The organism is Gallaecimonas zhanjiangensis (assembly GCF_057624825.1).
Map to the genome: position 1 here is coordinate 2846270 of NZ_CM172603.1, position 23190 is coordinate 2869459.

Genomic DNA, 23190 nt, shown 5'->3' on the forward strand with positions numbered 1-23190 from the left:
TTGCGCAAGGAATTAAAGGCAACCTTCTTCTGTCTAATGCACTGCCACCCGGCAAACGTGGAGATGCATCATGAAACGTACCTTTCTTCTCGCCGGGGCTGCCGTGGTTATGTTGTCCACCCCGGCCCTGGCTGCAATGGACCCCCAAATCGAAAATGCCCTGATAGCAGTGTGCAAGGCATCCATCAGCAACAAGCCCTTCGTGCTCAGCGGCACCCTCAAGGAACATCGCTTGAGCTACCCGGTTGTCGCCGACAAACTGGTTTGCAACAACCAACGGCTTTATAACTTCGCCCTCGACCGCGGCGCCGACCGCACCGCCGCCCAGATCTTCAGCCGTGGCCGCATGGGTGTGGTAACCATCGAAGACCTCAGCAAAACCGCCAGCAATACCGACTGGTCGGTGTCCTTCTAAGTGCCAGCATGCCACCTCCGCCGTGGGGGTGGCCTGTTCTGGATCAGCAAAGTCTGTTGCCCACTTGCCAAGATGGTCGCCAACAAGCGGCCCGGCATTGTGGTAGCGGCCAGGCGCATAGGGTAGAATACGCGGTCATTTTCCATCCCGATTAGAAGTTGCAGGTAGCGAGTCACATGGGCAAGAAGTTGCACATTAAAACCTGGGGTTGCCAGATGAACGAGTACGATTCAGCCAAAATGGCGGATCTGCTGGGCAGCACCCACGACCTAAGCGTCACCGAAGTACCCGAAGAGGCCGACGTGCTGCTGCTCAATACCTGCTCCATCCGCGAGAAGGCCCAGGAGAAGGTATTTCATCAGCTGGGCCGCTGGAAGGAACTGAAAAAGTCCAACCCCGACCTCATCATCGGCGTTGGTGGCTGCGTGGCCTCCCAGGAAGGGGAATTTTTGCGCGAGCGCGCGCCCTATGTGGACATCGTGTTTGGGCCCCAGACCCTGCACCGCCTGCCGGAAATGATCAACCAGGTGCGCGGCACCAAGTCGGCCATCGTCGATATCTCCTTCCCCGAGATTGAGAAGTTCGACCGCTTGCCCGAGCCCAAGGCCGAAGGCCCCACCGCCTTTGTGTCCATCATGGAAGGCTGCTCCAAATACTGCTCGTTCTGCGTGGTGCCCTACACCCGAGGCGAGGAAGTGAGCCGCCCGGTGGACGACGTGCTTTATGAGATCGCCCAGCTCGCCGAACAGGGCGTGCGGGAAGTGAACCTCCTTGGCCAGAACGTCAACGCCTTCCGTGGCGCCACCCACGACGGCGGCATCGGCAGCTTTGCCGAGCTATTGCGCCTGGTGGCGGCCATCGACGGTATCGACCGCATTCGCTACACCACCAGCCACCCGGTGGAATTTACCGATGACATCATCGAGGTGTACCGCGACACCCCGGAAGTGGTGAGCTTCTTGCACCTGCCGGTACAAAGCGGCTCGGACCGGGTGCTGAACCTGATGAAGCGCAACCACACCGCCATCGAGTACAAATCCAAGATGCGCCGCCTGCGCGAAGCGCGCCCGGACATCTGCCTGAGCTCCGACTTTATCGTCGGCTTCCCCAACGAGTCTGACGACGATTTCGAGCAGACCATGAAGCTGATTGCGGATGTGGGCTTTGACCAGAGCTTTAGCTTTATCTACTCGGCCCGCCCCGGCACCCCGGCCGCCGACATCCCCGACGATGTCACCGAAGACACCAAAAAGCAGCGCCTTTATGTGCTGCAAGAGCGCATCAACCAGCAGGCCATGAACATCAGCCGCCAGATGTTCGGCACAGTGCAGCGCATCCTGGTTGAAGGCCCGTCCAAGAAGAACCTGATGGAGCTTCGCGGCCGTACCGAGAACATGCGGGTTGTAAACTTCGAAGGCGACCCCAATCTTATTGGCAGCTTCGTGGACGTGGAGATAACCGACGTGTATCCCCACTCCCTGCGGGGCCGCATTGTCCGCACCGAGCCCGACATGGGGCTGCGCGTGGCGGTAAACCCGGCCGATATCGTGGCGCAATACGATGCCCGTAACGGCAAGGCCGACGCCCTAGGCGTCGCCACTTTTGACCCTACAGCGTAAGAGGAACCATTGGCTAACCCTTTACTGACTGTCAGCGTACATCTCGAGCCCGCCCATATGGACCGCCTGGCGTCCCTGTGCGGGCCCTTTGATGACAACCTCAAGCAGATTGAGCGCCGCCTGGGCGTTGAAATCAACTACCGCGACAACCACTTCCAGATTTTAGGCCGCGCCATTACCGCCAAGGCGGTGGCTGACCTCCTTCGGGATCTGTACGTGGAAACGGCGCCGGTTAAAGGCAAAATCCAAGACCTGGACCCGCAAGTGGTGCACCTGGCCATCCAGGAGCTGCAGGTGCTGGAAGCCGAAGGCAGCCTCGATGAAAACCGCGAGATTTTCGTCAAGACCAAGCGCGGCGTCATCAAGCCCCGTACCCCCAACCAGGGCCAGTACATCCAGAACATCCTGAACCACGACATCAGCTTCGGCATTGGTCCGGCCGGTACCGGCAAGACTTACCTGGCCGTGGCCTGCGCCGTGGACGCCCTGGAGCGCCAGGAGATTCGCCGCATCCTCTTGACCCGCCCGGCGGTGGAAGCAGGCGAAAAGCTGGGCTTTTTGCCTGGGGATTTGAGCCAGAAGGTCGACCCTTACCTTCGCCCCCTCTACGACGCTCTCTTTGAGATGCTGGGTTTTGAGAAGGTCGAGCGGCTGATTGAGCGCAACGTCATCGAAGTGGCGCCCCTTGCCTACATGCGCGGGCGCACCTTGAACGACGCCTTTATCATCCTCGATGAAAGCCAGAACACCACCGTCGAGCAGATGAAGATGTTCCTGACCCGCATTGGCTTTAACTCCAAGGCGGTGATCACCGGCGACATCACCCAGGTGGACTTGCCCCGCAATGCCCGCTCTGGGCTTCGCCACGCCATCGAGGTGCTGCAAGAAGTAGAAGACTTGTCCTTTAACTTCTTCCAGTCCGCCGACGTGGTGCGCCACCCAGTGGTGTCAAAAATCATCAACGCCTACGATGCCTTTGAGCAGCAGCAAGAGCGCCTCAAAGCCGAGCGCAAGCGCGACCGTGAGCAGCAGGAAACCCGCCCATGAGCCTGGATTTGGATCTGCAAATCGCCTCTGACGCCAAAGCCATTCCCAGCCTCGAGCAATTCGAGCTGTGGGTGGCCGAGGCCCTCAAAGACAGCGGCCGGGACGAGACCGAACTGACGGTACGTATCGTCGATGAAGAAGAAGGCCTAGAGCTCAACAGCACCTACCGGGGCAAGGACTACGCCACCAACGTGTTGTCCTTTCCCTTTGAGGTGCCAGAGGGCATCGAGCTGCCGCTTTTGGGTGACCTGGTTATCTGCGCTGGCGTGGTGGCCCGTGAGGCCGCCGAGCAGCAAAAGGACGCCACCGCCCACTGGGCACATCTTGTCATACATGGCACCTTGCATTTGCTGGGGTATGACCATATAAAGGACGAGGATGCGGAGCTGATGGAAGGCAAGGAAATTGTGCTTCTTCAGGGCCTTGGCTACCCGGACCCTTACGGCGACCGCGACATTTAAATTTTGGTTTAAAGGACTATGAGCGACGACAACCCGCACTCGAGTCAGGGCTCTTCCAAGAGCTGGCTTGAACGTATCAGCCATTTCTTTTCTGATGAGCCCAAGAACCGTGACGACCTGATGGTGGTCATTGAAAGTGCCACCGAACGCGAGCTTATCGACGTCCAGACCAAAGACATGCTGCAAGGCGTGCTGGATGTTTCCGAACTGCGGGTCAGGGATATCATGATCCCCCGCAGCCAAATCGTGGCCATCGACAAGAGCCAGGGGGTGCAGGATTTTCTGCCCACCATTATCGAGTCGGCCCACTCCCGCTTTCCCATCATCAACGAAGACAAAGACCACATCGAAGGCATTTTGCTGGCCAAGGATCTGTTGAAATACGCCTTTGGCCAGGCAGAAGCGTTCGATTTGGACAAGGTCAAGCGCGAAGCCGTGATTGTGCCTGAGTCCAAACGGGTGGATGTACTGCTCAAAGAATTCCGCTCCGGGCGCTTTCATATGGCCATTGTGGTTGACGAATTCGGCGGCGTGTCGGGCTTGGTGACCATCGAGGATATCCTCGAGGAGATCGTCGGCGACATCGAAGACGAATACGACGCCGAGGACGACGAAGGCGAAGAAATTCGCAAGCTCACCAACCGCACCTTCGCGGTGGCGGCGCTCACTTCCATCGAAGATTTCAACGACCATTTCGCCAGCCACTTCTCCGACGAGGACGTGGACACCATCGGCGGCCTGGTGATGCATGCCTTTGGCCACCTGCCGGCCCGGGGCGAGTCGGTGGTGCTGGACGGCCTGCAATTTAAGGTTACCCGCGCCGACAAACGCCGGCTGATCCAGCTCCAGGTCACACTGCCAGAAGAGCAGGGATGAAAAAAATCGGTATAGGCCAGGCACTTTGGGTCTGGGTTTTGGGGGCGATCAGCCATATGGCGTTCGCCCCCTATCACATGGCCTTTGTGCTGCTGATCACCCTGCCCCTGTGGCTCTGGCAATTGCAGGACAAAAGCCCGCGCCAGGGTGCCTGGCTCGGGTTTTACTTCGGCTTCGGCTTTTTTGTCACCGGGGTGGCCTGGGTCCATGTGGCCATCGCCACCTATGGCGGCATGCCGCTTATTGTCAGCATGGCCATCATGGCGGTACTGGCCCTCTACCTCGCCCTCTACCCGGCTCTGGTAGGGTATCTTTTGAACCGATTTTTCCCGGTGCTGACCTGGCCACGCTACTTGGTGGCACTGCCCATTTTTTGGATGGTCAGTGAATGGCTGCGCGGCTGGGTACTGACCGGCTTTCCCTGGCTTAACCTCGGGGTCAGCCAGCTCGACACCCCCTTTGGCAATTACTTGCCCATCGGCTCGGAAGCCCTGGCCGGTTTCATGCTGGTGCTGTGCGCCGGGGCGCTCGCCTATGGCCGCTATAAAAAGCCCTGGGCTCTCGCCGCCTTGGGGCTTATCGGCTTTTCCGCGCTGCTGCCCAAAGACTGGGTCCATGAGCGGGGCCAGGAAATGAGCGTGGCCCTGGTGCAGGGCAACATTCCCCAGAGCCTGAAATGGGACCCCTCCGCCCTGGCTCCCACCCTGTACAAGTACCTGGATCTGTCCCGGCCCCATATGGATGCTGACCTGGTGCTGTGGCCAGAAGGAGCCATTCCCGATGTGGAAGAAGCCGAGCAGGACTTTCTCGACCAGCTCAATAGCATTGCCGCCTTTCGCAAGAACAACCTGGTGACCGGCATCATCGATTACCGCTACAACACCCAGCGCTACTACAACACCGCCATCGTGCTGGACGGCCACTACCACTACGGCGATGCCAACCGTTACGTCAAACACCACTTGCTGCCCATCGGCGAGTTTGTGCCTTTTGGCGATCTGCTGCGGCCCCTGGCGCCCTTTTTCAACCTGCCGATGTCAGACTTCTCAGAAGGCCCCTACATCCAGCCCAACCTCAAACTGGGCAACTTCCGGGGCGCCATGGCCATTTGCTACGAAGTGGCCTTTAGCGAGCAAGTGCGGGCCAACGTGGACAAAGACACCGACATCCTGATGACCATCTCCAACGATGCCTGGTTTGGCGACTCCATCGGCCCCTTGCAGCATCTGCAAATTGCCCAGACCCGGGCCCGGGAGCTGGGCCGGCCCATGGTGCGGGCTACCAACGATGGGGTCACCGCCACTATCGATGCCGAGGGCCATATCCGCCGCGAGCTGCCGCGCTTTGTGGCCGCCACCCTCACCGACCAGTTGCCGCTGGTCACAGGGCAAACCCCCTATGCCCGCTTTGGCCTGTTGTGGTGCTGGTTGCTGGTGCCGCTGGGCGCCATTGCCTGGCGCTTTCGCCTCCATTAAAAAACCGGGCCAAGGCCCGGTTTTGTTATTCCTGTTCGGGGCGATATTCCCGCTGGAAGTGGTCGTTGGAGCATTGCGGGCACAGGGGAATGCGCCCAGGGTGGTAGAAGTGCATCACAAAGCCGCAGCGCTGGCAGCGCAGGGCGCCAAAGCCGATGAAATCCTCGCTGCGGTAACCGTCGGGGTGTTTGAGGTCGTTGGCAAAGCTCTGCCAGGCAAGAGCCGTCTGGTCGGCGCCCTCATAAAGGAGCTTCCACAGCTCTTCGGTGCGCGGGTCCACATCCAGCGCCCCTTCGTGCTCGGACAAGGCGTACAGATCGTCCTTGAGCTTGGCTTCAATCAAGGCCAGCTCATCCTTGGTCATTTCGCCAGCGGCGTGCAACAGACCCTTGGCTTCTTCTACCAGGGCGTCGAAGCGCGCTTCGACCTTGCCTTCATCAATGCGTTTTTTCAGCTCGTCGAGCAGGCGTTGATAACCTTTTACTGCCATGGTTTCACTCCGTGTTTTTTCTCTGTGATACGCCGCCTTAGCCCAGATTGCAAGAAGGGGCACGGGTGGGTGGCGGGGGGCCTTTGCGCAAGGTATCCTATGGCGATTATTTTCAAGCCTAGTTTTCGCGACGCGGTAACCCATGCAAGAACAATACGATCACAGCGCTATCGAGCCCCAGGTGCAGCGCCACTGGGAAGAGAACAACACCTTCGTGGTTAACGAAGATCCGGCCAAGGAAAAGTTCTACTGCCTTTCCATGTTCCCCTACCCGTCCGGCCGCCTCCATATGGGCCACGTGCGTAACTACACCCTGGGCGACGTGATCTCCCGTTACCAGCGCATGCAGGGCAAGAACGTACTGCAACCCATGGGTTGGGACGCCTTCGGCCTGCCGGCGGAAAACGCCGCGGTAAAAAACAAAAGCGCCCCGGCCAAGTGGACCTACGAAAACATCGCCTACATGAAAGGCCAGCTCAAGACCCTGGGCTTTGGCTACGACTGGACTCGGGAAGTGACCACCTGTACCCCCGAGTACTATCGCTGGGAGCAGTGGTTCTTCACCAAGCTGTTTGAAAAAGGCCTGGTCTACAAGAAGATGGCCACCGTCAACTGGGACCCGGTAGACCAAACCGTCCTTGCCAACGAGCAGGTGGTTGACGGCCGCGGCTGGCGCTCCGGCGCCCTGGTGGAGCAAAAGCAAATTCCCCAGTGGTTCGTGAAGATAACCGACTACGCCGAAGAGCTGCTCAACGACCTTGAGACCCTCGAAGGCTGGCCCGAGACCGTTAAGTCCATGCAGGCCCACTGGATTGGCCGCTCCGAGGGTGTGGAGCTGAGCTTTGCCGTCAAAGGCGAAACCGGCACCCTGGACGTGTACACCACCCGCCCCGACACCCTGATGGGCGTGACCTACGTGGGCATTGCCGCCGGTCACCCCCTGGCCGACAAAGCCGCCGCCAACTTCCCTGAGCTGGCCGACTTTATCGAAGAGTGCAAAAACACCAAGGTGGCCGAAGCCGACATGGCCACCATGGAGAAAAAGGGCATGGACACCGGCCTTAAGGCCATCCACCCCTTAACCGGCGAAGAAGTGCCGATTTGGGTCGCCAACTTCGTGCTGATGGATTACGGCACCGGCGCCGTCATGGCGGTACCGGCCCACGACCAGCGCGATTACGAGTTTGCCAGTAAATACGGCCTCGACATCAAGCAAGTGATTGCTTTTGCTGAAGGCGACATCAAAGAAGCGGCCCTGACCGGCAAAGACGGCACCTTAATCAACTCCGGCGAGTTTGATGGCCTGGCCTTCCAGGGCGCTTTTGACGCCATCGCCAACAAGCTCGAAGCCCTTGGCTGCGGCAAGCGCAAGGTTAACTATCGCCTGCGCGACTGGGGCGTGTCTCGCCAGCGTTACTGGGGCGCCCCTATCCCCATGATGACCTTGGAAGACGGCACCACTGTGCCGGTGCCCGAAGACCAACTGCCGGTGCTGCTGCCAGAAGACGTGGTGATGGACGGCATTACCAGCCCCATCAAGGCCGACCCCGAGTGGCGTAAAACCACGTATCACGGCCAGAGCGCAGAATTTGAAACCGACACCTTCGACACCTTTATGGAGTCAAGCTGGTACTACGCCCGCTACGCCAGTGCCCACACCGACGACGCTATGCTGGACCCGACCAAAGCCAACTACTGGCTGCCGGCCGACCAATACGTGGGCGGTATCGAGCACGCGGTGATGCACTTGTTGTACTCGCGCTTCTACCACAAGCTGCTGCGCGACGAAGGCCTGGTGAACTCCGACGAGCCCTTCAAGCGCCTGTTGTGCCAAGGCATGGTGCTGGCCGATGCCTTTTACTACGTCAACGACAAAGGCGGCCGCGAGTGGGTATCACCGCTGGATGTGACCGTTGAGCGTGACGAGAAAGGCCGCATTGTTAAAGCCACCGACAACACCGGCCGTGAGGTTATCTACGACGGCATGTCGAAGATGTCCAAGTCCAAGAACAACGGCATCGACCCACAAGTGATGGTGGAGCGTTACGGCGCCGACACCGTGCGCCTCTTTATGATGTTTGCCGCCCCCCCGGAGCTGACCCTCGAGTGGATTGAGTCCGGTGTGGAAGGGGCCAACCGCTTTATCAAGCGGGTTTGGAAGCTGGCCTTTGAGCACCTTTCCAAAGGCGCCGTGAGTGAGCTTAATGTCGCGGGGCTTAATGCCGACCAAAAGGCCCTTCGCCGCGAGCTGCACAAGACCATCGCCAAAGTGGACGATGACCTTGGCCGCCGCCAGACCTTCAACACCGCCATTGCCGCCGTGATGGAGCTTCTGAACAAGCTGGCCCGTGCTCCCCAAGAGTCCGAGCAAGACCGCGCCTTGCTGCAAGAAGCGCTGATGAGCATGACCTTGGTGCTGCATCCCATCATCCCCCACGTCACCACCGCCCTTTACCAGGCGCTGGGCGGCCAGGGCGATATTTGCGATGCCAGCTTCCCGGTGGCCGACCAGGACGCCCTGGTGGAAGACGAAAAGCTCATCGTGCTGCAGGTAAACGGCAAGGTGCGTGGCAAGGTCACCGTGCCTGCCGACATCAGCAAAGCCGACCTCGAAGCCATGGCCATGGCCGACGACAACGTTAAACGTTTCCTCGACGGGGTAACGGTGCGTAAGGTCATCGTCGTGCCTGGTAAACTGGTTAATATCGTCGCCAACTAAGGAATGGATATGCGCTGGCTTGTCTTTGCCACCCTGTTGCTGCTCGGAGGTTGCGGTTTTCACCTCCAGGGCAGCTATGAGATGCCGAGCAGCTTCAAAACGGTGAACCTCACCAGTTTTGACCCCTACGCCAGCATCACCAAGGCGGTTACCAAGAGCCTGACCGCCAGTGGGGTTAACCTCATTGGCGGCAATGGCCCGGAGATCCACCTGGTGGCCGACCACCTGGACCGCCAGACCCTGAGTCTGTTCAGCACCGGCCAGGTGGCGGAATACGAGCTGGTCTACACCCTGAAGTGGCAGATCATCGAGAAGGACAAAGATCCGCGGGATCTCACCATCGAAGTGCGCCGCGACTACCAGGACGACCCCACCAAGATCCTCGCCAAGGACAAGGAACGGGAACTGCTGGTTGACGAAATGCGCAAAGAAGCGGCGGACCGCCTGGTACGCCAACTGGCCCAGGGCTGATGCAGGTTCGCCCCCAGCAATTGAATGACGCCCTCAAACGCCAGCCCCTGTGGGTGCTGGTGTTTGGGGACGACGCCTTTCTGGTGGAAGAAGCCCTCGACAAAATACGGCGCCATGGCCAGCGCTGGGGCGTGGAAGAACGCTTGAGTTTTACCGTGGAAGGCGGCTTTGACTGGGCGGTTATCCGCGAGGAATACCAGAGCCTGTCGCTGTTCGCCTCCAAGCGCATTATTGAGATAAACCTGCAGCAAAAACCGGACGAGTCCGGTAAAGCGGTGCTGCAGGAACTGACCCAACACCCCAATCCCGATCTGTTGCTGGTGCTGCGCGGCCCTCGCGCCGAAAAAGGCATCACCAACGCCGCCTGGTTCAAAACCATGAGCGAGCAGGGTATTTACCTGCCCCTCTACCCCCTTGGCGAGCGCGAGTTTCCCGGCTGGCTGGCCAGAAAGCTGCAAGATGCCGGCTTTAAACCCACCCCGGATGCGGTCCAGGCCCTGGCCCACTTCACCGAAGGCAACCTGCTGGCTGCCGCCCAGGAAGTGGAAAAGCTGGCCCTCTTGCATCCCCAAGGGCCCTTGAGCGAAGACGACATCACCGGTGCCGTGCTGGACCACGCCCGTTTTGATCTCTTCCAGTGGACCGACGCCCTGTTGGGCGACGACGCCGCCAAGGCGCTGCGGGTTCTGACCCGGGTCATGGAAGAAGGCACCGAGCCGCCGCTGCTGCTGTGGGTCCTTGGCCGGGAGCTAGACACCCTGCTGGCGCTGGTTACCTCCGGCAACCCGCAAGGAGAGCTTGCCAAAAGGCGCATGCCACCCCAGCGCAAGAGCCTGTACCTGGCCGCCATCAAGCGGCTTTCCGCCGGCAGGCTGCGGCAAATCGGCCGCCACCTGGCCTGGCTTGACCAGCAATTTAAAACCCAGGACGGGCGCGGCGTCGAGCAAGGGCTTAACGATCTGACCCTGGCCTTTTTCCCCGGTAAGCGCCCAGCGCTACCGGTTATTCGCCCGGGGTACGTGCAATGAAGCCGCTGGGCCTTTTTGGCGGCACCTTTGATCCCATCCACCTTGGCCACCTGCGCATGGCCATTGAGGTGATGGAAACCTTCGAGCTCGAATCGCTGCGCCTGCTGCCCAACAAGGTGCCGCCGCACCGGCCCCAGCCGCTGGCGAGCGCCGAGCAGCGCCTGGCCATGACCCGCCTAGCGGTAGAGGCGGTGCCGGGGTTGGTGGTGGATGAGCGTGAACTCAAACGCCCCGGCGACTCCTACACCGTCGACACCCTTGAAGACGTGGCCCGGGAATTTCCCGGCCGGCCGCTGCTGTTCATGATGGGTATGGACAGCTTGTTGTCTTTTACTTCCTGGCACGGCTGGCAGCGCATCCTGGAGCTGGCGTCCCTGGCGGTCTGTTGCCGCCCCGGCCATCGCCTCGACTCCGACTCTCTGGACGTGCAGCTCTCTTGGCGGCTGGGGGAAGGCCCGGTGACCGGCCCTGGGCAAATCCTGCCCATCACCACCACCGAGCTGGCCATCTCGGCCACGGATATCCGAACGCGGGCCAAAAACGGCCAGCGGCTGGATTTTTTGCTGCCCAAAGCGGTAGCCGATTACATTCAGGCATCGGGCCTGTACCGGGCCGACAAGGCTTCGTGATAGACTCCCCGCCTTAATTTTTTGACAGGTAATTTCATGAACGGCGAACAACTCAAAGATTTTGTTGTCGATAAGGCCGACGACCTGAAAGCCGTGGACATCAAGACCCTTGATGTACGTGGCAAATCGTCAGTCTGCGAATTTCTGGTGATCTGTTCCGGCACCTCCCGGACCCACGTCAACGCCATTGCCGAGAACGTTGTGACCGAAGCCAAACAGACCGGCATGCAGCCCCTGGGCATAGAAGGCAAAGCCGGTGGCGAGTGGGTACTGGTAGACCTTGGCGACGTGGTATTGCACGTGATGCAGGAACAGACCCGCGACTTTTACCAACTGGAAAAACTCTGGGGCTGATGAAGCTCAAACTCATTGCCGTCGGTCAAAAGATGCCTTCGTGGGTGAGCGAAGGTTTTAACGAATACCAACGCCGTTTCCCCCGCGACTGCCCGCTGGAACTCATCGAAGTGCCAGCCGGTAAAAGGGGCAAAAATGCCGATATCAGCCGCATCCTCGATAAGGAAGGCGAGCTGATGCTGGCCCAGGCCCAGGGCTGCCATATTGTCACCCTGGACATCCCCGGCAAGCCCTGGGATACCCATCAACTTGCCGAGCAATGGACCCGCTGGCAGGTTGACGGCCGGGACGTGGCCATCATGGTTGGCGGCCCCGAAGGGCTGGCACCGGCCGTAAAAGCCGCGGCCGAGCAGTCCTGGTCGCTCTCCAAGTTGACCCTGCCCCACCCTCTGGTGCGGGTGGTGATGGCAGAGGCCCTGTACCGGGCCTGGAGCCTCAACAACAACCACCCCTACCACCGAGAGTAAGATGGCGCGCAAGAAGGTCCAGATCCGCGATCACAGCTTCGAGGCATCCCTGTTCTGGCGCCGCGCCCTGTTTTGCCTGCTGGTGGTGGTGGTCTGTTTCGGCGCGCTGATAACCAACCTCTATCATCTGCAAATCGACGAGCACCAGAACTACCAGGTGCGCTCCAACGACAACCGCATCAAGCTGGTGCCGGTGGCCCCTAACCGCGGCATCATCTATGACCGCAACGGCGTGGTGCTGGCCGAGAACCGCCCGGTCTATTCCCTGGAAGTGGTGCCGGAGCAGGTCAAATCTTGGGACGAGCCCCTTAAGGGCCTGCAGCAGCTGCTGGGCATCGACGACGACACCATCAGCGATTTCAAAGAATCCTTAAAAGGGGTGCGCCGCTTTAACCGGGTCACCCTGCTTGAAGAAATGACCGAGAAGCAGGTGGCGGAGTTTTCCGTTAACCAGTACCGCTACCCGGGCTTTTCCGTCGAGGGGCGGCTCAAGCGCTATTACCCCTATGGCGATGCCATGACCCACGTGCTGGGCTATGTGGCGCGCATCAACGACAAAGACCTGCAAGACTTGGCCGACAAGGACCAGCTCTCCAACTACGCCGCTACCCACGAGATTGGCAAGCTGGGGGTGGAGCGCTATTACGAGAGCCTGCTGCACGGCCAGGTCGGCTACATGGAAGTGGAAGTAAATAACCGCGGCCGGGTGATCCGCACCCTGCGTTTTGAGCCGCCGGTGCCGGGTAAAGACCTCTATCTGAACATCGACCTCGGCCTGCAACTCAAAGCCCAAGAACTGCTGGCCGGCCACCGCGGCTCCATCGTTGCCATGGACCCTCACACCGGCGGCATCCTGGCCATGGCAAGCGCCCCTTCTTACGATCCCAACCTCTTCGTGCGGGGCATCACCAGCAAGGAATACAACAAGCTGCTGCACTCGCCAGACCGGCCGCTGATTAACCGCTCCACCCAGGGCCGCTACCCGCCAGCCTCTACCGTCAAACCCTTTATGGCGCTGGTGGGCCTGGAAGAAGGGGAAATAACCCCCACCAGCAAGATTTGGGACCCAGGTTATTTCGAGCTACCCAATGTCGACCATAAATGGCGCGACTGGAAGCGCTGGGGCCACGGCTGGGTGGATATGAAAAAGGCCATCTCCGAGTCCTGCGACACCTACTTTTACCAGTTGGCCTTGGATCTGGGTATCGACCGCATCCACAACTGGATGACCAAGTTCGGCTTTGGCCAGTACTCGGGTATCGATATCCACGAAGAAACCAACGGCGTAATGCCCTCTCGCAGCTGGAAAGAGCGGCGGTTTCGCCAGCCCTGGTACATAGGCGACACCATTCCTATCGGTATCGGCCAGAGCTACTGGACCGTGACCCCGGTGCAGCTGGCCACCGCCGTAACCATCATGGCCAATGCCGGGGTCTACCATACGCCCAAGCTGCTGATGGCCACCGGCTCGCCGACCGGCATCATCAAGCTGCCCCCAGAAGACAAGCCCGAGGTCAAAGCCAGCCCCCTGCATTGGCATGAGGTGGAAGCGGCTATGCGCTTTACCGTCACCAGCCCTCACGGCTCGGCGCACAAGGCACTGAATGACGCGCCCTATACCGCCACCGGTAAAACCGGTACGGCTCAGGTTATCAACATCGGCCAGGACGAAAAATACGACGCCAAAAAAGTGGCCGAGCGGCACCGCGACAACGCCATGTTCATCACCTACGCCCCTTACGAGACGCCCAAAATCGTGGTGACCATCGCCCTTGAGAACGTGATTGGCGGCGGCAGCTCGGTGGCCGCGCCCCTGGCCCGTCAGGTGCTGGATTATTACCTGCTGGATGAAGGCCACCTGAAAGACGACGAGGCCAGCCATGACTGAACAAAGAAGCCTGCTCAACCGCCTGCACCTGGACGGCTGGCTGCTGTTTTTCCTGCTGTGCCTGATGGGGGTCAGCCTGGTGGTGGTGTACTCGGCCTCCGGCCAGTCCGCGCCCATGATGGAGCGGCAGATGGTGCGCCTGGCCCTGGCGCTTGGGGTCACGGTGCTGCTGGCGCAAATCCCCCCTGATACCTACAAACGCTGGTCGTTGCCGCTCTTTACCGTCGGCACCCTGATGCTGGTGGCAGTGCTGGTGGTGGGGGATATCGGCAAGGGCGCCCAGCGCTGGCTGGACCTTGGCTTTATGCGCTTTCAGCCCTCAGAGGTCATGAAGCTGGCAGTGCCGATGATGGTGGCCTATTACATCTCCCGCCACCCGCTACCCCCTACCCTGCTGCAGCTGTTCAAGGGCTTTATGCTGGTGATAGTGCCGACCCTGCTCATCGCCAAGCAGCCCGACCTTGGCACCGCCATTTTGATTGCCGCCTCCGGGGTATTCGTCTTGTTTTTGTCCGGCATGAGCTGGCGCCTGGTGGGCGCGGCGGTGGCGGCCATCGGCGCCTTTTTGCCCATCCTCTGGTATTTCTTGATGAAGGATTACCAGCGCCAGCGGGTACTGACCTTCCTAAACCCCGAATCCGACCCTTTGGGCAGCGGCTATCACATTATCCAGTCGAAAATCGCCATCGGCTCCGGTGGCCTGTGGGGCAAGGGCTGGCTGCATGGCACCCAGTCGCAGCTGGAGTTCTTACCCGAGCGCCACACCGACTTTATTTTTGCGGTATTGAGTGAAGAATTTGGCCTGGTGGGGGTGTGCTGCCTGCTGCTTTTATACCTAGCCATCATCAGCCGTGGGCTGTATCTGGCCACCCAGGCTCAAACAGCGTTCAGCCGCCTGTTAGGTGGCGCCATTATGCTGACCTTTTTTGTGTATGTGTTCGTGAACATCGGCATGGTGTCGGGCATGTTGCCGGTGGTGGGGGTGCCCCTGCCGCTGGTGTCCTACGGCGGTACCTCCATGGTGACCCTGATGGCCGGCTTTGGCATCCTGATGGCGATACATACCCACAAACGCCTGCTGCATAGCTGACGGAGGTCAGATGACAAAATGGAAATGGGGACTGGCGCTGCTTTGGTCCCTGCCGGCCTGGGCACAGATCCCACAGGACCAGGCCCAGACCCTGGCCCAACTGTCAGGCCTGACGGAGCAACAAGTCCAAGACGCCATGGCCGGGGTAGAGAAAAACCAGAAGATCCTCGACGCCATCGCCACCCCCTGGGAAGCCAAACCCTGGTACCAATATCGCCCCATTTTCATTACCCCCGAGCGCCTTGAAAAAGGCCTGGCCTTCTGGCGCGCCAACGAGGCGCTGCTGCAACAGGCCGAAGCCCAGTACCATGTACCGGCGGCGGTGATTGTGGCCATCATCGGGGTAGAGACTTACTACGGCACCCACATGGGCACCTACCCGGTGCGCGACGCCCTCTATACCCTCGGTTTTTACTACCCGGCCAGGGGCGCCTTTTTTACCAAGGAACTGGGCCAATACTTGAAACTGGCCCAGCAGCAAGGCTGGCAGCAAAGCCCGCTGGGCAGCTACGCCGGCGCCATGGGCATGGGCCAGTTTATTCCGTCGAGCTACCAGCATTACGCCGTGGATTTTGACGGCGACGGCAAACGCGACCTCTTTGCCAGCAACGCCGATGCCATTGGCTCGGTAGCCAATTATTTTCACGAGCACGGCTGGCAAATAGGCGAGCCGGTGCTGGCCAGCGCCACCGTTAAAGGCAAAGCGCCGCTCACCGACGGCCTGGAGCTTGACACCACCCTTGGCGCCCTGGCCAAGGCCGGGGTCAGCCCCGCCATCGCCATGGATGAGGCCACCCCGGCCAAGCTCTTTGCCTTTGAGCAAAAAGACGGCACCGACTACCAAGTGGCCTTTCACAACTTTTACGTGATCACCCGTTATAACCGCTCGCCGCTGTACGCCCGGGCCGTCTGGACCCTGGCCCAACAGCTGGAGCACGCCCATGGCAAATAAGGCCTGGTGCTACGGCGCCTTGTTGTTGCTGGGCGCCTGCTCCAGTACCCCCGATAGCGGCACCGGAAAAAGCGGCGACAGCCAAAGCGGCCGCTACAGCCAGCAGAACGACGCCTACCCGGTAGACGTGCCCAAGCTTGACCATGTCAGCGACGCCAAGGTCACCAACGAGCCCTACTCGCGCCAAGGCAATCGCGATTACGAGCTGCGGGGCCAGTTTTACAAAGTGATAAAAGCGCCCCAGGGCTTTACCCAGGAAGGCTACGCCTCCTGGTATGGCACCAAGTTCCATGGCTATCACACCTCCAATGGCGAGGTGTACGATATGTACGCCATGAGCGGGGCCCATAAAACCTTGCCGCTGCCCAGTTTCGTGCGGGTCACCAATCTGGACAACGGCAAGCAGGTGGTGGTGCGGGTAAACGATCGCGGGCCCTTTCACCAGGGGCGCATTATCGATTTGTCCTACGCCGCAGCCTACAAGCTGGACATGCTCAAAAAGGGCACGGCCAGGGTCAAGCTGGAAGTGATCACCGCGCCACAAAAAGAAACGGTGCTGGCCCCCCTTAAGGCCACCCACCCTATCTTTATCCAGGTGGTGGCCAGCAGCGACCAGGACCGCGCCGTTGACGCCGGCAAGCGGTACGCGGCGCTGATGGGCTGCGGCTACCAGGTGGTGCAGGACCAGGGCCTGTACAAGGTGCAGCTGGGCCCGGTCAGCGACGAGCTTAAAGCCGAAGCCCTGATTGAGAAGCTAAAAGGCCAAGGCATAGCCCGGCCATTCAAGGTTTATGCGGAACCTCAGGGGACCGATGGGGTCAACATCCCCTGATGCCTCTGGTAACCTATACAAATTCGAAATAAGAAGATGACTTTATCTATGCGCAACGCCCTTTTATCTTTGAGCCTGCTCGGCTTGACCGCCTTTTCTGTTCAGGCCGCCCGCATCGTTCCCCAGGCGCCGCAAGTTGACGCCAAGGCCTACGTGCTGATGGATTTCAACTCCGGCAAAATTCTCGCCGAAAGCAACGGCGACGAGCGCCTGCCGCCGGCCTCTTTGACCAAGATGATGACCAGCTACATCATCGGTAAGGAGATCAAAGACGGGCGCATCAAGCGCGACGACATGGTCACCGTCTCCAACAACGCCTGGGCCAAGAACTTCCCCGACTCCTCGAAGATGTTTATCGAGGTGGGCACCCAGGTCAGCGTGGGCGAGCTTAACAAAGGCATCATCATTGATTCGGGTAACGACGCCTGTGTGGCCATGGCCGAGCACATCGCCGGTACCGTCAGCGGCTTTGCCGACCTGATGAACGCCGAAGCCAAACAACTTGGGCTTAAAAACACCCACTTTGTGAACCCCCACGGCCTGCCGGACCCGGAGCACTACTCCACCGCCCACGACATGGCGCTGCTGGGCGCGGCCCTCATTCGCGACCTGCCGGAGGAGTACAAGATTTACTCCGACGAGTCCTTTACCTACAACGGCATCAAGCAGTTCAACCGTAACGCCCTGCTGCACGACAAATCCATGAACGTGGACGGCATCAAAACCGGCCACGTCTCCGAAGTGGGTTACTCGCTGGTAGCCTCCGGCGTCAAAGACGGTATGCGCCTGGTCTCGGCCGTTATCGGCACCAAGTCCAACGCTGCTCGCCGTGATATCTCCAAAGAGCTGCTGAACTGGGGTTTTCGCTTTTATGAAACCGTGACCCCCTTCAAAGCCGGCCAGGAATTTGCCAAACAGCGCATCTACATGGGCGACGTTGATCAAGTGCGCCTGGGCGTGCTGGACGCCACCCCGGTAACCGTGCCGCGCGGCGCCGCCAGCGACATCAAGGCCGACTTCCAACTGGACAAAGAGCTCAAGGCCCCGCTGGCCAAAGGCGAGCGCGTCGGCACCCTGTTTTTGAAGCTCGATGGCCAAGACATCGCCCAATATCCGCTGGTGGCTCTGGACGAAGTCAAGCAAGGCGGCTGGTTCTCCCGCTTGATGGATTACCTGACGCTGCTGGTCAAAGGCTGGTTTAGCTGAGGCCTTGAAAACGCCGCAACTGCCCCCATATAGAAAGGCGCCACAAGGCGCCTTTTTTGTCGCTTTCTGGTACACTGTCCACCATTAACGTCTGGAGTGGTAGCATGCAGACCGAGTTCGATAAATATCTGGAGTTTCCTTGCCAGTTCCCCTTCAAAGTCTTGGGTCAGGCTCATGACGAGTTGGTGGATAAGGTAGTGGCCGTGGTTCAGGAACACGCCCCGGGTGACTATTCCCCCAGCGTGCGCCCCAGCACCAAAGGTTCCTACCATTCGGTAACAGTGCAGGTGACCGTCACCTCCAAGGACCATATAGAAACCCTCTATAAGGCCCTCGGTGACATTGAATTGGTCAAATATGTGCTCTGAGCTTCGGGTCCGCCAACTGGGACGGCAGCCCTATCAGCCGGTGTGGGACGCCATGAAGGCGTTCACCCAGGAGCGCGGACCAGACTGCACCGACGAGCTTTGGCTGGTCGAACACCACCCCGTCTTTACCCAGGGCCAAGCCGGCAAAGCCGAGCATGTGCTCTTCCCCGGTGATATCCCCGTTGTGCAAGCCGATCGCGGCGGCCAGGTAACCTACCATGGCCCGGGCCAGCGCGTGCTTTATGTGCTGGTGGATCTGCGCCGTAAAAAGCTGGGGGTGCGGGAGCTGGTTACCCATATCGAACAGGCAGTGGTGGAAACCCTCGCGCATTTTGGCGTCGACAGCGCCCCTCGGGCCGACGCCCCCGGCGTGTACGTGGGCGACAATAAAATTTGCTCCCTGGGCCTTAGGGTACGCCGCGGCTGCTCCTTCCATGGCCTGGCCCTCAATGTGGCCATGGATTTAGAGCCCTTCCACCGCATCAACCCCTGCGGCTATGCGGGCATGGAAATGACCCAGCTCAGCGCCCTTCGCCCCGATACCACTCTTAACGATGTAGATCCCATACTGGTCGCCAAACTGGCCAAGCGCCTGGGCTTTGACGATTGGTCCTATACAGACGGATTGGATGTAGCTTCATGAGCAAGACCGTACGCATTGAACCCGGCGTTAAACTCCGCGATGCCGACAAAATGGCCCTGATCCCCGTTAAGGTGATGCCTTCCGAGCCCAAGCAGATGCTCAGAAAGCCAGACTGGCTGCGGGTAAAGCTGCCGGCCAGCACCCAGCGTATCGACGACATCAAAGGCGCCATGCGCAAGCACGGCCTGCACTCGGTCTGTGAAGAGGCCTCCTGCCCAAACCTCTCCGAGTGTTTTAACCACGGCACCGCCACCTTCATGATTTTGGGTGCCATCTGTACCCGCCGCTGCCCCTTCTGCGACGTGGCCCATGGTCGCCCCCTGGCCCCCGACGCAGCCGAGCCCGAAAAACTGGGCCTGACCATCCGCGACATGAAGCTCAAGTACGTGGTGATCACCTCGGTTGACCGGGACGATCTCCGTGACGGCGGCGCCCAGCACTTTGCCGACTGCATCAAGGCCATCCGCAAGTACAGCCCCAACATCAAGATTGAGATTCTGGTGCCGGATTTTCGTGGCCGCATGGACATCGCCCTGGATATCCTTAGCGAAACCCCACCGGACGTGTTCAACCACAACCTGGAAAACGTGCCGCGCCTTTATAAAATGGTGCGCCCCGGTGCCAACTACGAGTGGTCTTTGGAGCTGTTGAAACGCTTCAAAGAGCGCAACCCCGCCATTCCTACCAAGTCCGGCCTGATGATGGGCCTGGGGGAAGAGAACGGCGAAATTCGCACCGTAATGCAGGACCTTCGCGACCACGGCGTCACCATGCTGACCCTGGGCCAATACCTGCAACCAAGCCGCCACCACCTGCCGGTAGCCCGCTACGTGCCCCCGGCCGAGTTCGACGAGCTGCACGACAGCGCCATGGACATGGGCTTTGAGCACGCCGCCTGCGGCCCCCTGGTACGCTCCAGCTACCACGCCGACAAACAAGCGGCTGGGGAAGAGGTCAAATAACTCCCCCCCTATGAAAAAGGCGCCTTAGGGCGCCTTTTGTTTTCCGGTTCAGGCATGTCCGATATGCCATGGCGCGCCAAAATTTCCTCCCCAATACTTCGCGTTCAGATCTTAGGCACACTCAAGGAAGAGTCATGTCACGCCAGATGCTTTCTTCGCAAGCGCGCAGCATTGCTGCCAATACCTTGGTCAGCTGGAAAGACGCCGTTCAATACCCCGAGCTATCCAAGCTGTTTGATAACGACACCCAACGCCCCATGACGGTCAAAAAGCTCCCCGCCAAGCTGTCGGCCTGGCTGGAGACCCGGGTAAAACTCAAACACCAGGCCTTTCAAATGCTGTGCAGCCTCAACGACTTTGACCGCCTCAAAGTGGTTGAGGAGATAGTCAGCATCTGTAAAAACCCCAGCGCGCCGGATGTGTCGGTGCAGCGCAAGAATGCCTTTCAGCGCCTTCGCCGCAGCCAATATCCTTTTAAGGGGTATCACTATTTGGTGATGTTTGCCGTGGAAGGCCCAAACATCGTGGTCAATGATGTGCTGTTTGATAAACGACTGCTGGGGGTGAAAGAAGGGGCCAGCTACATGGAGCGCAACGCGCTTTATCGGGTGAAACGCACCGGCCATGCCACATTCGACCCCAACAACAGCGATAGCGAAATCGTCAATAAGCTGATGGACAACTGGGACACTGCCACTCCTCAGCCCGTGCACAGGGTTGAAACCCGCTACGCCGCCGTCAACGGTATGCTCAACGAGTTGTCCAAGGCCACCTGGTTGATGGGTACTCACTTGGACACGGCTTATAAAGGCTATCGGATAGACGACTACACCTTGTTCCATAACCCCAGTGACAGCGCTAAAGAAGATTTACTGGAATGCGCCTTCGATAAAAGGGCTGCGGGCCGTATCCACGGTTTTAGCCACAACGTCCATCATTTGGCTGCGGTGCTCAATGAAGCGCAGCAGCGCGGCCAGCAAACCCATTGGGTGGCACACAGCCAGGGTGCCATTATTTTTGCCAGAGCGGTGCGGGTGCACCTTAAGGAAATTGGCACTCCGCTTAACTGCCATAAAGTCAGTTTGCATGGCGCCGGCTGCAACATGGCTGACGCACGTTTGGTGTGCCAGCAGGCACTTATCCAGATGGTATCAAGCCGTAACAACCCCTTCGATATGGTACCCAATCTGGCTGGCGGCAACGATGTCAGCCCATCGGGCCTGATCCGCTCTTTAAAGTTCGCAGGGCTGGTGGCTGGTGAGAACAGCCTGGCAAGCCCTCACACCTTGCCTTACCTGGGGCTGGAGACCTACTATCACCAACTGGTCATGACCGGCAACCACGACCGGGCCCGTATCGTTGCCAAGTACCGCCCCTAGGATCTCGTCTTGCTGAACACGTTAAAACAAAAACTGGTGCAGAGCGGGACCCATGGCGGTCCCGACCTTGAGCACAGCTTGTCTCATCAGGTCCGCTTTGATACAGCGCAAATCCACCTTTTAAAGCCGGGCAGCCTGATAGAAGAGCGCGTCCCAAGCAGCTACCCTTGCCAGCTTGATGCCGCCGACTTTGCGACAAACCAAGCCCAAGCCAGCCAACTGCGCCGCACCCAGCACCCACGCATCACCATTGCCTCAACCCTCTGGCAATACCGCCAGCCACGTTGGTACAAGCATCAACATGAGCCGTTCACCTTGGTCACCGCCATTTGGGGTGTGGAGAAGCTCAAGCGCCCTTTAGTAGAGCCGACCTCGACGGCCTTAGCGCAGTATCTCCAAGACGACTACCAACACCATTTCAATGACCAAGGTGGCCACAACTGGCAAATACGGCAAAAAGCCATCGCCTATTGTGCCACCCGGGAATACCAGTCTGAGCCGGCCCGAGTAGAGGCCTATTACCAGCAGCTGGTAAAGGGCGAGGCCAACCCTGCCCATCTGGCGCAGGTTCTGGTGGACTACGGCGATTACATCGACAGCGCTGTGGATGCAGACTCAGCCCATATACCGACGTTTTTTGAAGAAGTGACGATGGGAACCATGCCCTGGGTACGCTTTGAATGGAGCTATCACGGCTTTCGCCCCGACAATCTGTATTACGCCAGCCCCTTGGATACTGGGCACCTGTTGCTGCTGGATTTCAGCTTTAACCGCCTATTGCCAGATACCGATCAGTACTGGTTGGAGCGAGCGCGAGAAGACGCCGCCAAGGTGGTCACCGGCACCACAGTGCAGCGACTGGCACTGCCTCAAGAATAAAAAGGCGCCCTTGGGCGCCTTTTTATTATCCGTGCATCAACCCTGCCAGCCCCTGGTACCCGAGATAAAGCCCGACCATGCCAATAAGCAGGCTGGAGAAATACGGGGCCTTGCGGGCAAAGTCGCCAAAGCCGGCAAAACGTTTGGAGGCGTGGCGCACCCCAAGGGCCGCCAAGGCGCCGGAGGCCACCAGCGTTAATGCCAGGCCAACACTGAAACTCAGCACCAAGGTTGCCCCCAGCGCCACCTTCTTCAGTTGCAGGCACAGCAGCAATACCGTGATCGAGGCCGGGCAGGGAATAAGGCCGCCGGTCAGGCCAAACAGCACTATCTGCCCGGTAGTAACCTCGCGGTTACTAAAACGGCGGCGAATGTCTTCGGCATGGGCCCGCTCGTGGGCGTCTTGATATTCACCGTCGCCAAGAGTTAGCGCCGCGCCATGAGGGTGGGCATGGCTGTGGCTGTGGCTGTGGCTGTGGCTGTGGCTGTGGCTGTGGCTGTGGTCATGGTCATGGTCATGGTCATGGTCATGGTCATGGTCATGATGGTGGTGCGGGCGCCAGGTACGCCAGAACATCCATAGCGCCACCACCACAATAATGCCCCCCGAGGCGAGCTGGAAGTAAGGCTCGGTCTGCTCGGCATTCCAGTGGCTGCCAAAATAAAGCCCGGTCATGGCCACCGCCCAAACCACCAGGGTATGGGAAAAAGTGGCCGCCAGCCCCAGCAGTACCGCTTGGGTCAAGGTGCCCCGAATGGCCACGATAAAGGCCGCCATCATGGTCTTGGAGTGGCCTGGCTCCAGGCCGTGCAGGGCGCCCAGCAAAATGGCGCTGGGAATAAACAGCCAGGCATTGCCTTGGGCCAACAAGGTAGAGAAGGTTTCCATCCGTTTTCCGATGCGCCTTATAATGTGGCCAAGATGATACTCCCCCCGAGT

24 protein-coding genes are annotated in these 23190 nt (G+C 59.5%); 22 read left to right on the forward strand and 2 right to left on the reverse strand.

Features of this window, described 5'->3' with window-relative positions; all coding sequences use genetic code 11:
* Positions 1-70: 70 nt before the first annotated feature.
* The 6 genes from AC22G1_RS13585 (at position 71) to lnt (ending at position 5893) form a co-directional block, all read left to right on the forward strand.
* The gene (locus tag AC22G1_RS13585; protein WP_487313850.1) at positions 71-415 is read left to right on the forward strand and encodes a DUF3718 domain-containing protein; all 345 of its coding nucleotides are present in this window, start codon (positions 71-73) and stop codon (positions 413-415) included.
* Between the two features lie 176 nt (positions 416-591).
* Positions 592-2034 (forward strand): tRNA (N6-isopentenyl adenosine(37)-C2)-methylthiotransferase MiaB, encoded by a 1443-nt coding sequence (gene miaB / locus AC22G1_RS13590; protein ID WP_487313851.1) that lies wholly within the window; start codon positions 592-594, stop codon positions 2032-2034.
* Positions 2035-2091: 57 nt separating this feature from the next.
* Positions 2092-3081, forward strand: coding sequence for a PhoH family protein (locus tag AC22G1_RS13595; RefSeq protein WP_123421670.1), 990 nt, complete (start codon positions 2092-2094; stop codon positions 3079-3081).
* Positions 3078-3542: an rRNA maturation RNase YbeY gene (ybeY, locus tag AC22G1_RS13600; RefSeq protein ID WP_123421669.1), complete on the forward strand. Its 465-nt coding sequence runs from the start codon at positions 3078-3080 to the stop codon at positions 3540-3542. The genes AC22G1_RS13595 and ybeY overlap by 4 nt, the downstream gene beginning before the upstream one ends.
* An 18-nt stretch (positions 3543-3560) precedes the next feature.
* A complete protein-coding gene (gene corC / locus AC22G1_RS13605; protein ID WP_050660462.1) occupies positions 3561-4418 on the forward strand; it encodes a CNNM family magnesium/cobalt transport protein CorC in 858 nt (285 codons plus the stop codon).
* Positions 4415-5893, forward strand: a complete 1479-nt coding sequence (gene lnt, locus AC22G1_RS13610; RefSeq protein WP_487313852.1) for an apolipoprotein N-acyltransferase — start codon at positions 4415-4417, stop codon at positions 5891-5893. Before corC ends, lnt begins: the two co-directional genes overlap by 4 nt.
* Positions 5894-5918: 25 nt before the next feature.
* Here the strand turns inward: lnt and AC22G1_RS13615 are convergent, their stop codons facing one another.
* Complete coding sequence (locus AC22G1_RS13615) at positions 5919-6383, reverse strand: zinc ribbon-containing protein (RefSeq protein ID WP_487313853.1); 465 nt, start codon at positions 6381-6383, stop codon at positions 5919-5921.
* A 142-nt stretch (positions 6384-6525) separates the two neighbouring features.
* Here AC22G1_RS13615 and leuS point away from each other — a divergent pair, with 142 nt between their 5' ends.
* The 16 genes from leuS (at position 6526) to AC22G1_RS13695 (ending at position 22250) form a co-directional block, all read left to right on the forward strand.
* The gene (gene leuS, locus AC22G1_RS13620) at positions 6526-9102 is read left to right on the forward strand and encodes a leucine--tRNA ligase (RefSeq protein WP_487313854.1); all 2577 of its coding nucleotides are present in this window, start codon (positions 6526-6528) and stop codon (positions 9100-9102) included.
* Between the two features lie 9 nt (positions 9103-9111).
* The gene (locus AC22G1_RS13625; protein ID WP_464948936.1) at positions 9112-9573 is read left to right on the forward strand and encodes an LPS-assembly lipoprotein LptE; all 462 of its coding nucleotides are present in this window, start codon (positions 9112-9114) and stop codon (positions 9571-9573) included.
* Positions 9573-10601: a DNA polymerase III subunit delta gene (holA, locus tag AC22G1_RS13630; protein WP_487313855.1), complete on the forward strand. Its 1029-nt coding sequence runs from the start codon at positions 9573-9575 to the stop codon at positions 10599-10601. The genes AC22G1_RS13625 and holA overlap by 1 nt, the downstream gene beginning before the upstream one ends.
* Positions 10598-11230, forward strand: coding sequence for a nicotinate-nucleotide adenylyltransferase (nadD, locus tag AC22G1_RS13635; RefSeq protein ID WP_487313856.1), 633 nt, complete (start codon positions 10598-10600; stop codon positions 11228-11230). Before holA ends, nadD begins: the two co-directional genes overlap by 4 nt.
* Positions 11231-11266: 36 nt before the next feature.
* Positions 11267-11584 (forward strand): ribosome silencing factor, encoded by a 318-nt coding sequence (rsfS, locus tag AC22G1_RS13640; protein WP_050660455.1) that lies wholly within the window; start codon positions 11267-11269, stop codon positions 11582-11584.
* Entirely contained in the window at positions 11584-12051 is a 468-nt protein-coding gene (gene rlmH, locus AC22G1_RS13645; protein ID WP_050660454.1) for a 23S rRNA (pseudouridine(1915)-N(3))-methyltransferase RlmH, read from the forward strand. The genes rsfS and rlmH overlap by 1 nt, the downstream gene beginning before the upstream one ends.
* 1 nt (position 12052) lies before the next feature.
* Positions 12053-13939, forward strand: coding sequence for a penicillin-binding protein 2 (gene mrdA, locus AC22G1_RS13650; protein ID WP_487313857.1), 1887 nt, complete (start codon positions 12053-12055; stop codon positions 13937-13939).
* Complete coding sequence (gene rodA, locus AC22G1_RS13655; RefSeq protein WP_050660452.1) at positions 13932-15029, forward strand: rod shape-determining protein RodA; 1098 nt, start codon at positions 13932-13934, stop codon at positions 15027-15029. The genes mrdA and rodA overlap by 8 nt, the downstream gene beginning before the upstream one ends.
* Positions 15030-15039: 10 nt before the next feature.
* On the forward strand, positions 15040-15981 hold the full coding sequence (gene mltB / locus AC22G1_RS13660; protein WP_487313858.1) for a lytic murein transglycosylase B: 942 nt from the start codon (positions 15040-15042) through the stop codon (positions 15979-15981).
* On the forward strand, positions 15971-16813 hold the full coding sequence (locus AC22G1_RS13665; protein ID WP_487313859.1) for a septal ring lytic transglycosylase RlpA family protein: 843 nt from the start codon (positions 15971-15973) through the stop codon (positions 16811-16813). Before mltB ends, AC22G1_RS13665 begins: the two co-directional genes overlap by 11 nt.
* 36 nt (positions 16814-16849) lie before the next feature.
* The gene (locus tag AC22G1_RS13670; protein WP_487313860.1) at positions 16850-18019 is read left to right on the forward strand and encodes a serine hydrolase; all 1170 of its coding nucleotides are present in this window, start codon (positions 16850-16852) and stop codon (positions 18017-18019) included.
* 104 nt (positions 18020-18123) lie between these two features.
* A complete protein-coding gene (gene ybeD, locus AC22G1_RS13675; RefSeq protein WP_050660448.1) occupies positions 18124-18387 on the forward strand; it encodes a DUF493 family protein YbeD in 264 nt (87 codons plus the stop codon).
* Positions 18377-19030: a lipoyl(octanoyl) transferase LipB gene (gene lipB / locus AC22G1_RS13680; RefSeq protein WP_123421659.1), complete on the forward strand. Its 654-nt coding sequence runs from the start codon at positions 18377-18379 to the stop codon at positions 19028-19030. Before ybeD ends, lipB begins: the two co-directional genes overlap by 11 nt.
* Positions 19027-19992: a lipoyl synthase gene (gene lipA / locus AC22G1_RS13685; protein ID WP_050660446.1), complete on the forward strand. Its 966-nt coding sequence runs from the start codon at positions 19027-19029 to the stop codon at positions 19990-19992. Before lipB ends, lipA begins: the two co-directional genes overlap by 4 nt.
* Before the next feature lie 134 nt (positions 19993-20126).
* The gene (locus tag AC22G1_RS13690; protein ID WP_487313861.1) at positions 20127-21371 is read left to right on the forward strand and encodes an alpha/beta fold hydrolase; all 1245 of its coding nucleotides are present in this window, start codon (positions 20127-20129) and stop codon (positions 21369-21371) included.
* A gap of 9 nt (positions 21372-21380) precedes the next feature.
* Positions 21381-22250: a hypothetical protein gene (locus AC22G1_RS13695; RefSeq protein ID WP_487313862.1), complete on the forward strand. Its 870-nt coding sequence runs from the start codon at positions 21381-21383 to the stop codon at positions 22248-22250.
* 25 nt (positions 22251-22275) lie between these two features.
* Here AC22G1_RS13695 and AC22G1_RS13700 read toward each other — a convergent pair whose 3' ends face one another.
* Complete coding sequence (locus AC22G1_RS13700) at positions 22276-23139, reverse strand: nickel/cobalt efflux transporter (protein ID WP_487313863.1); 864 nt, start codon at positions 23137-23139, stop codon at positions 22276-22278.
* Positions 23140-23190 lie beyond the last annotated feature (51 nt).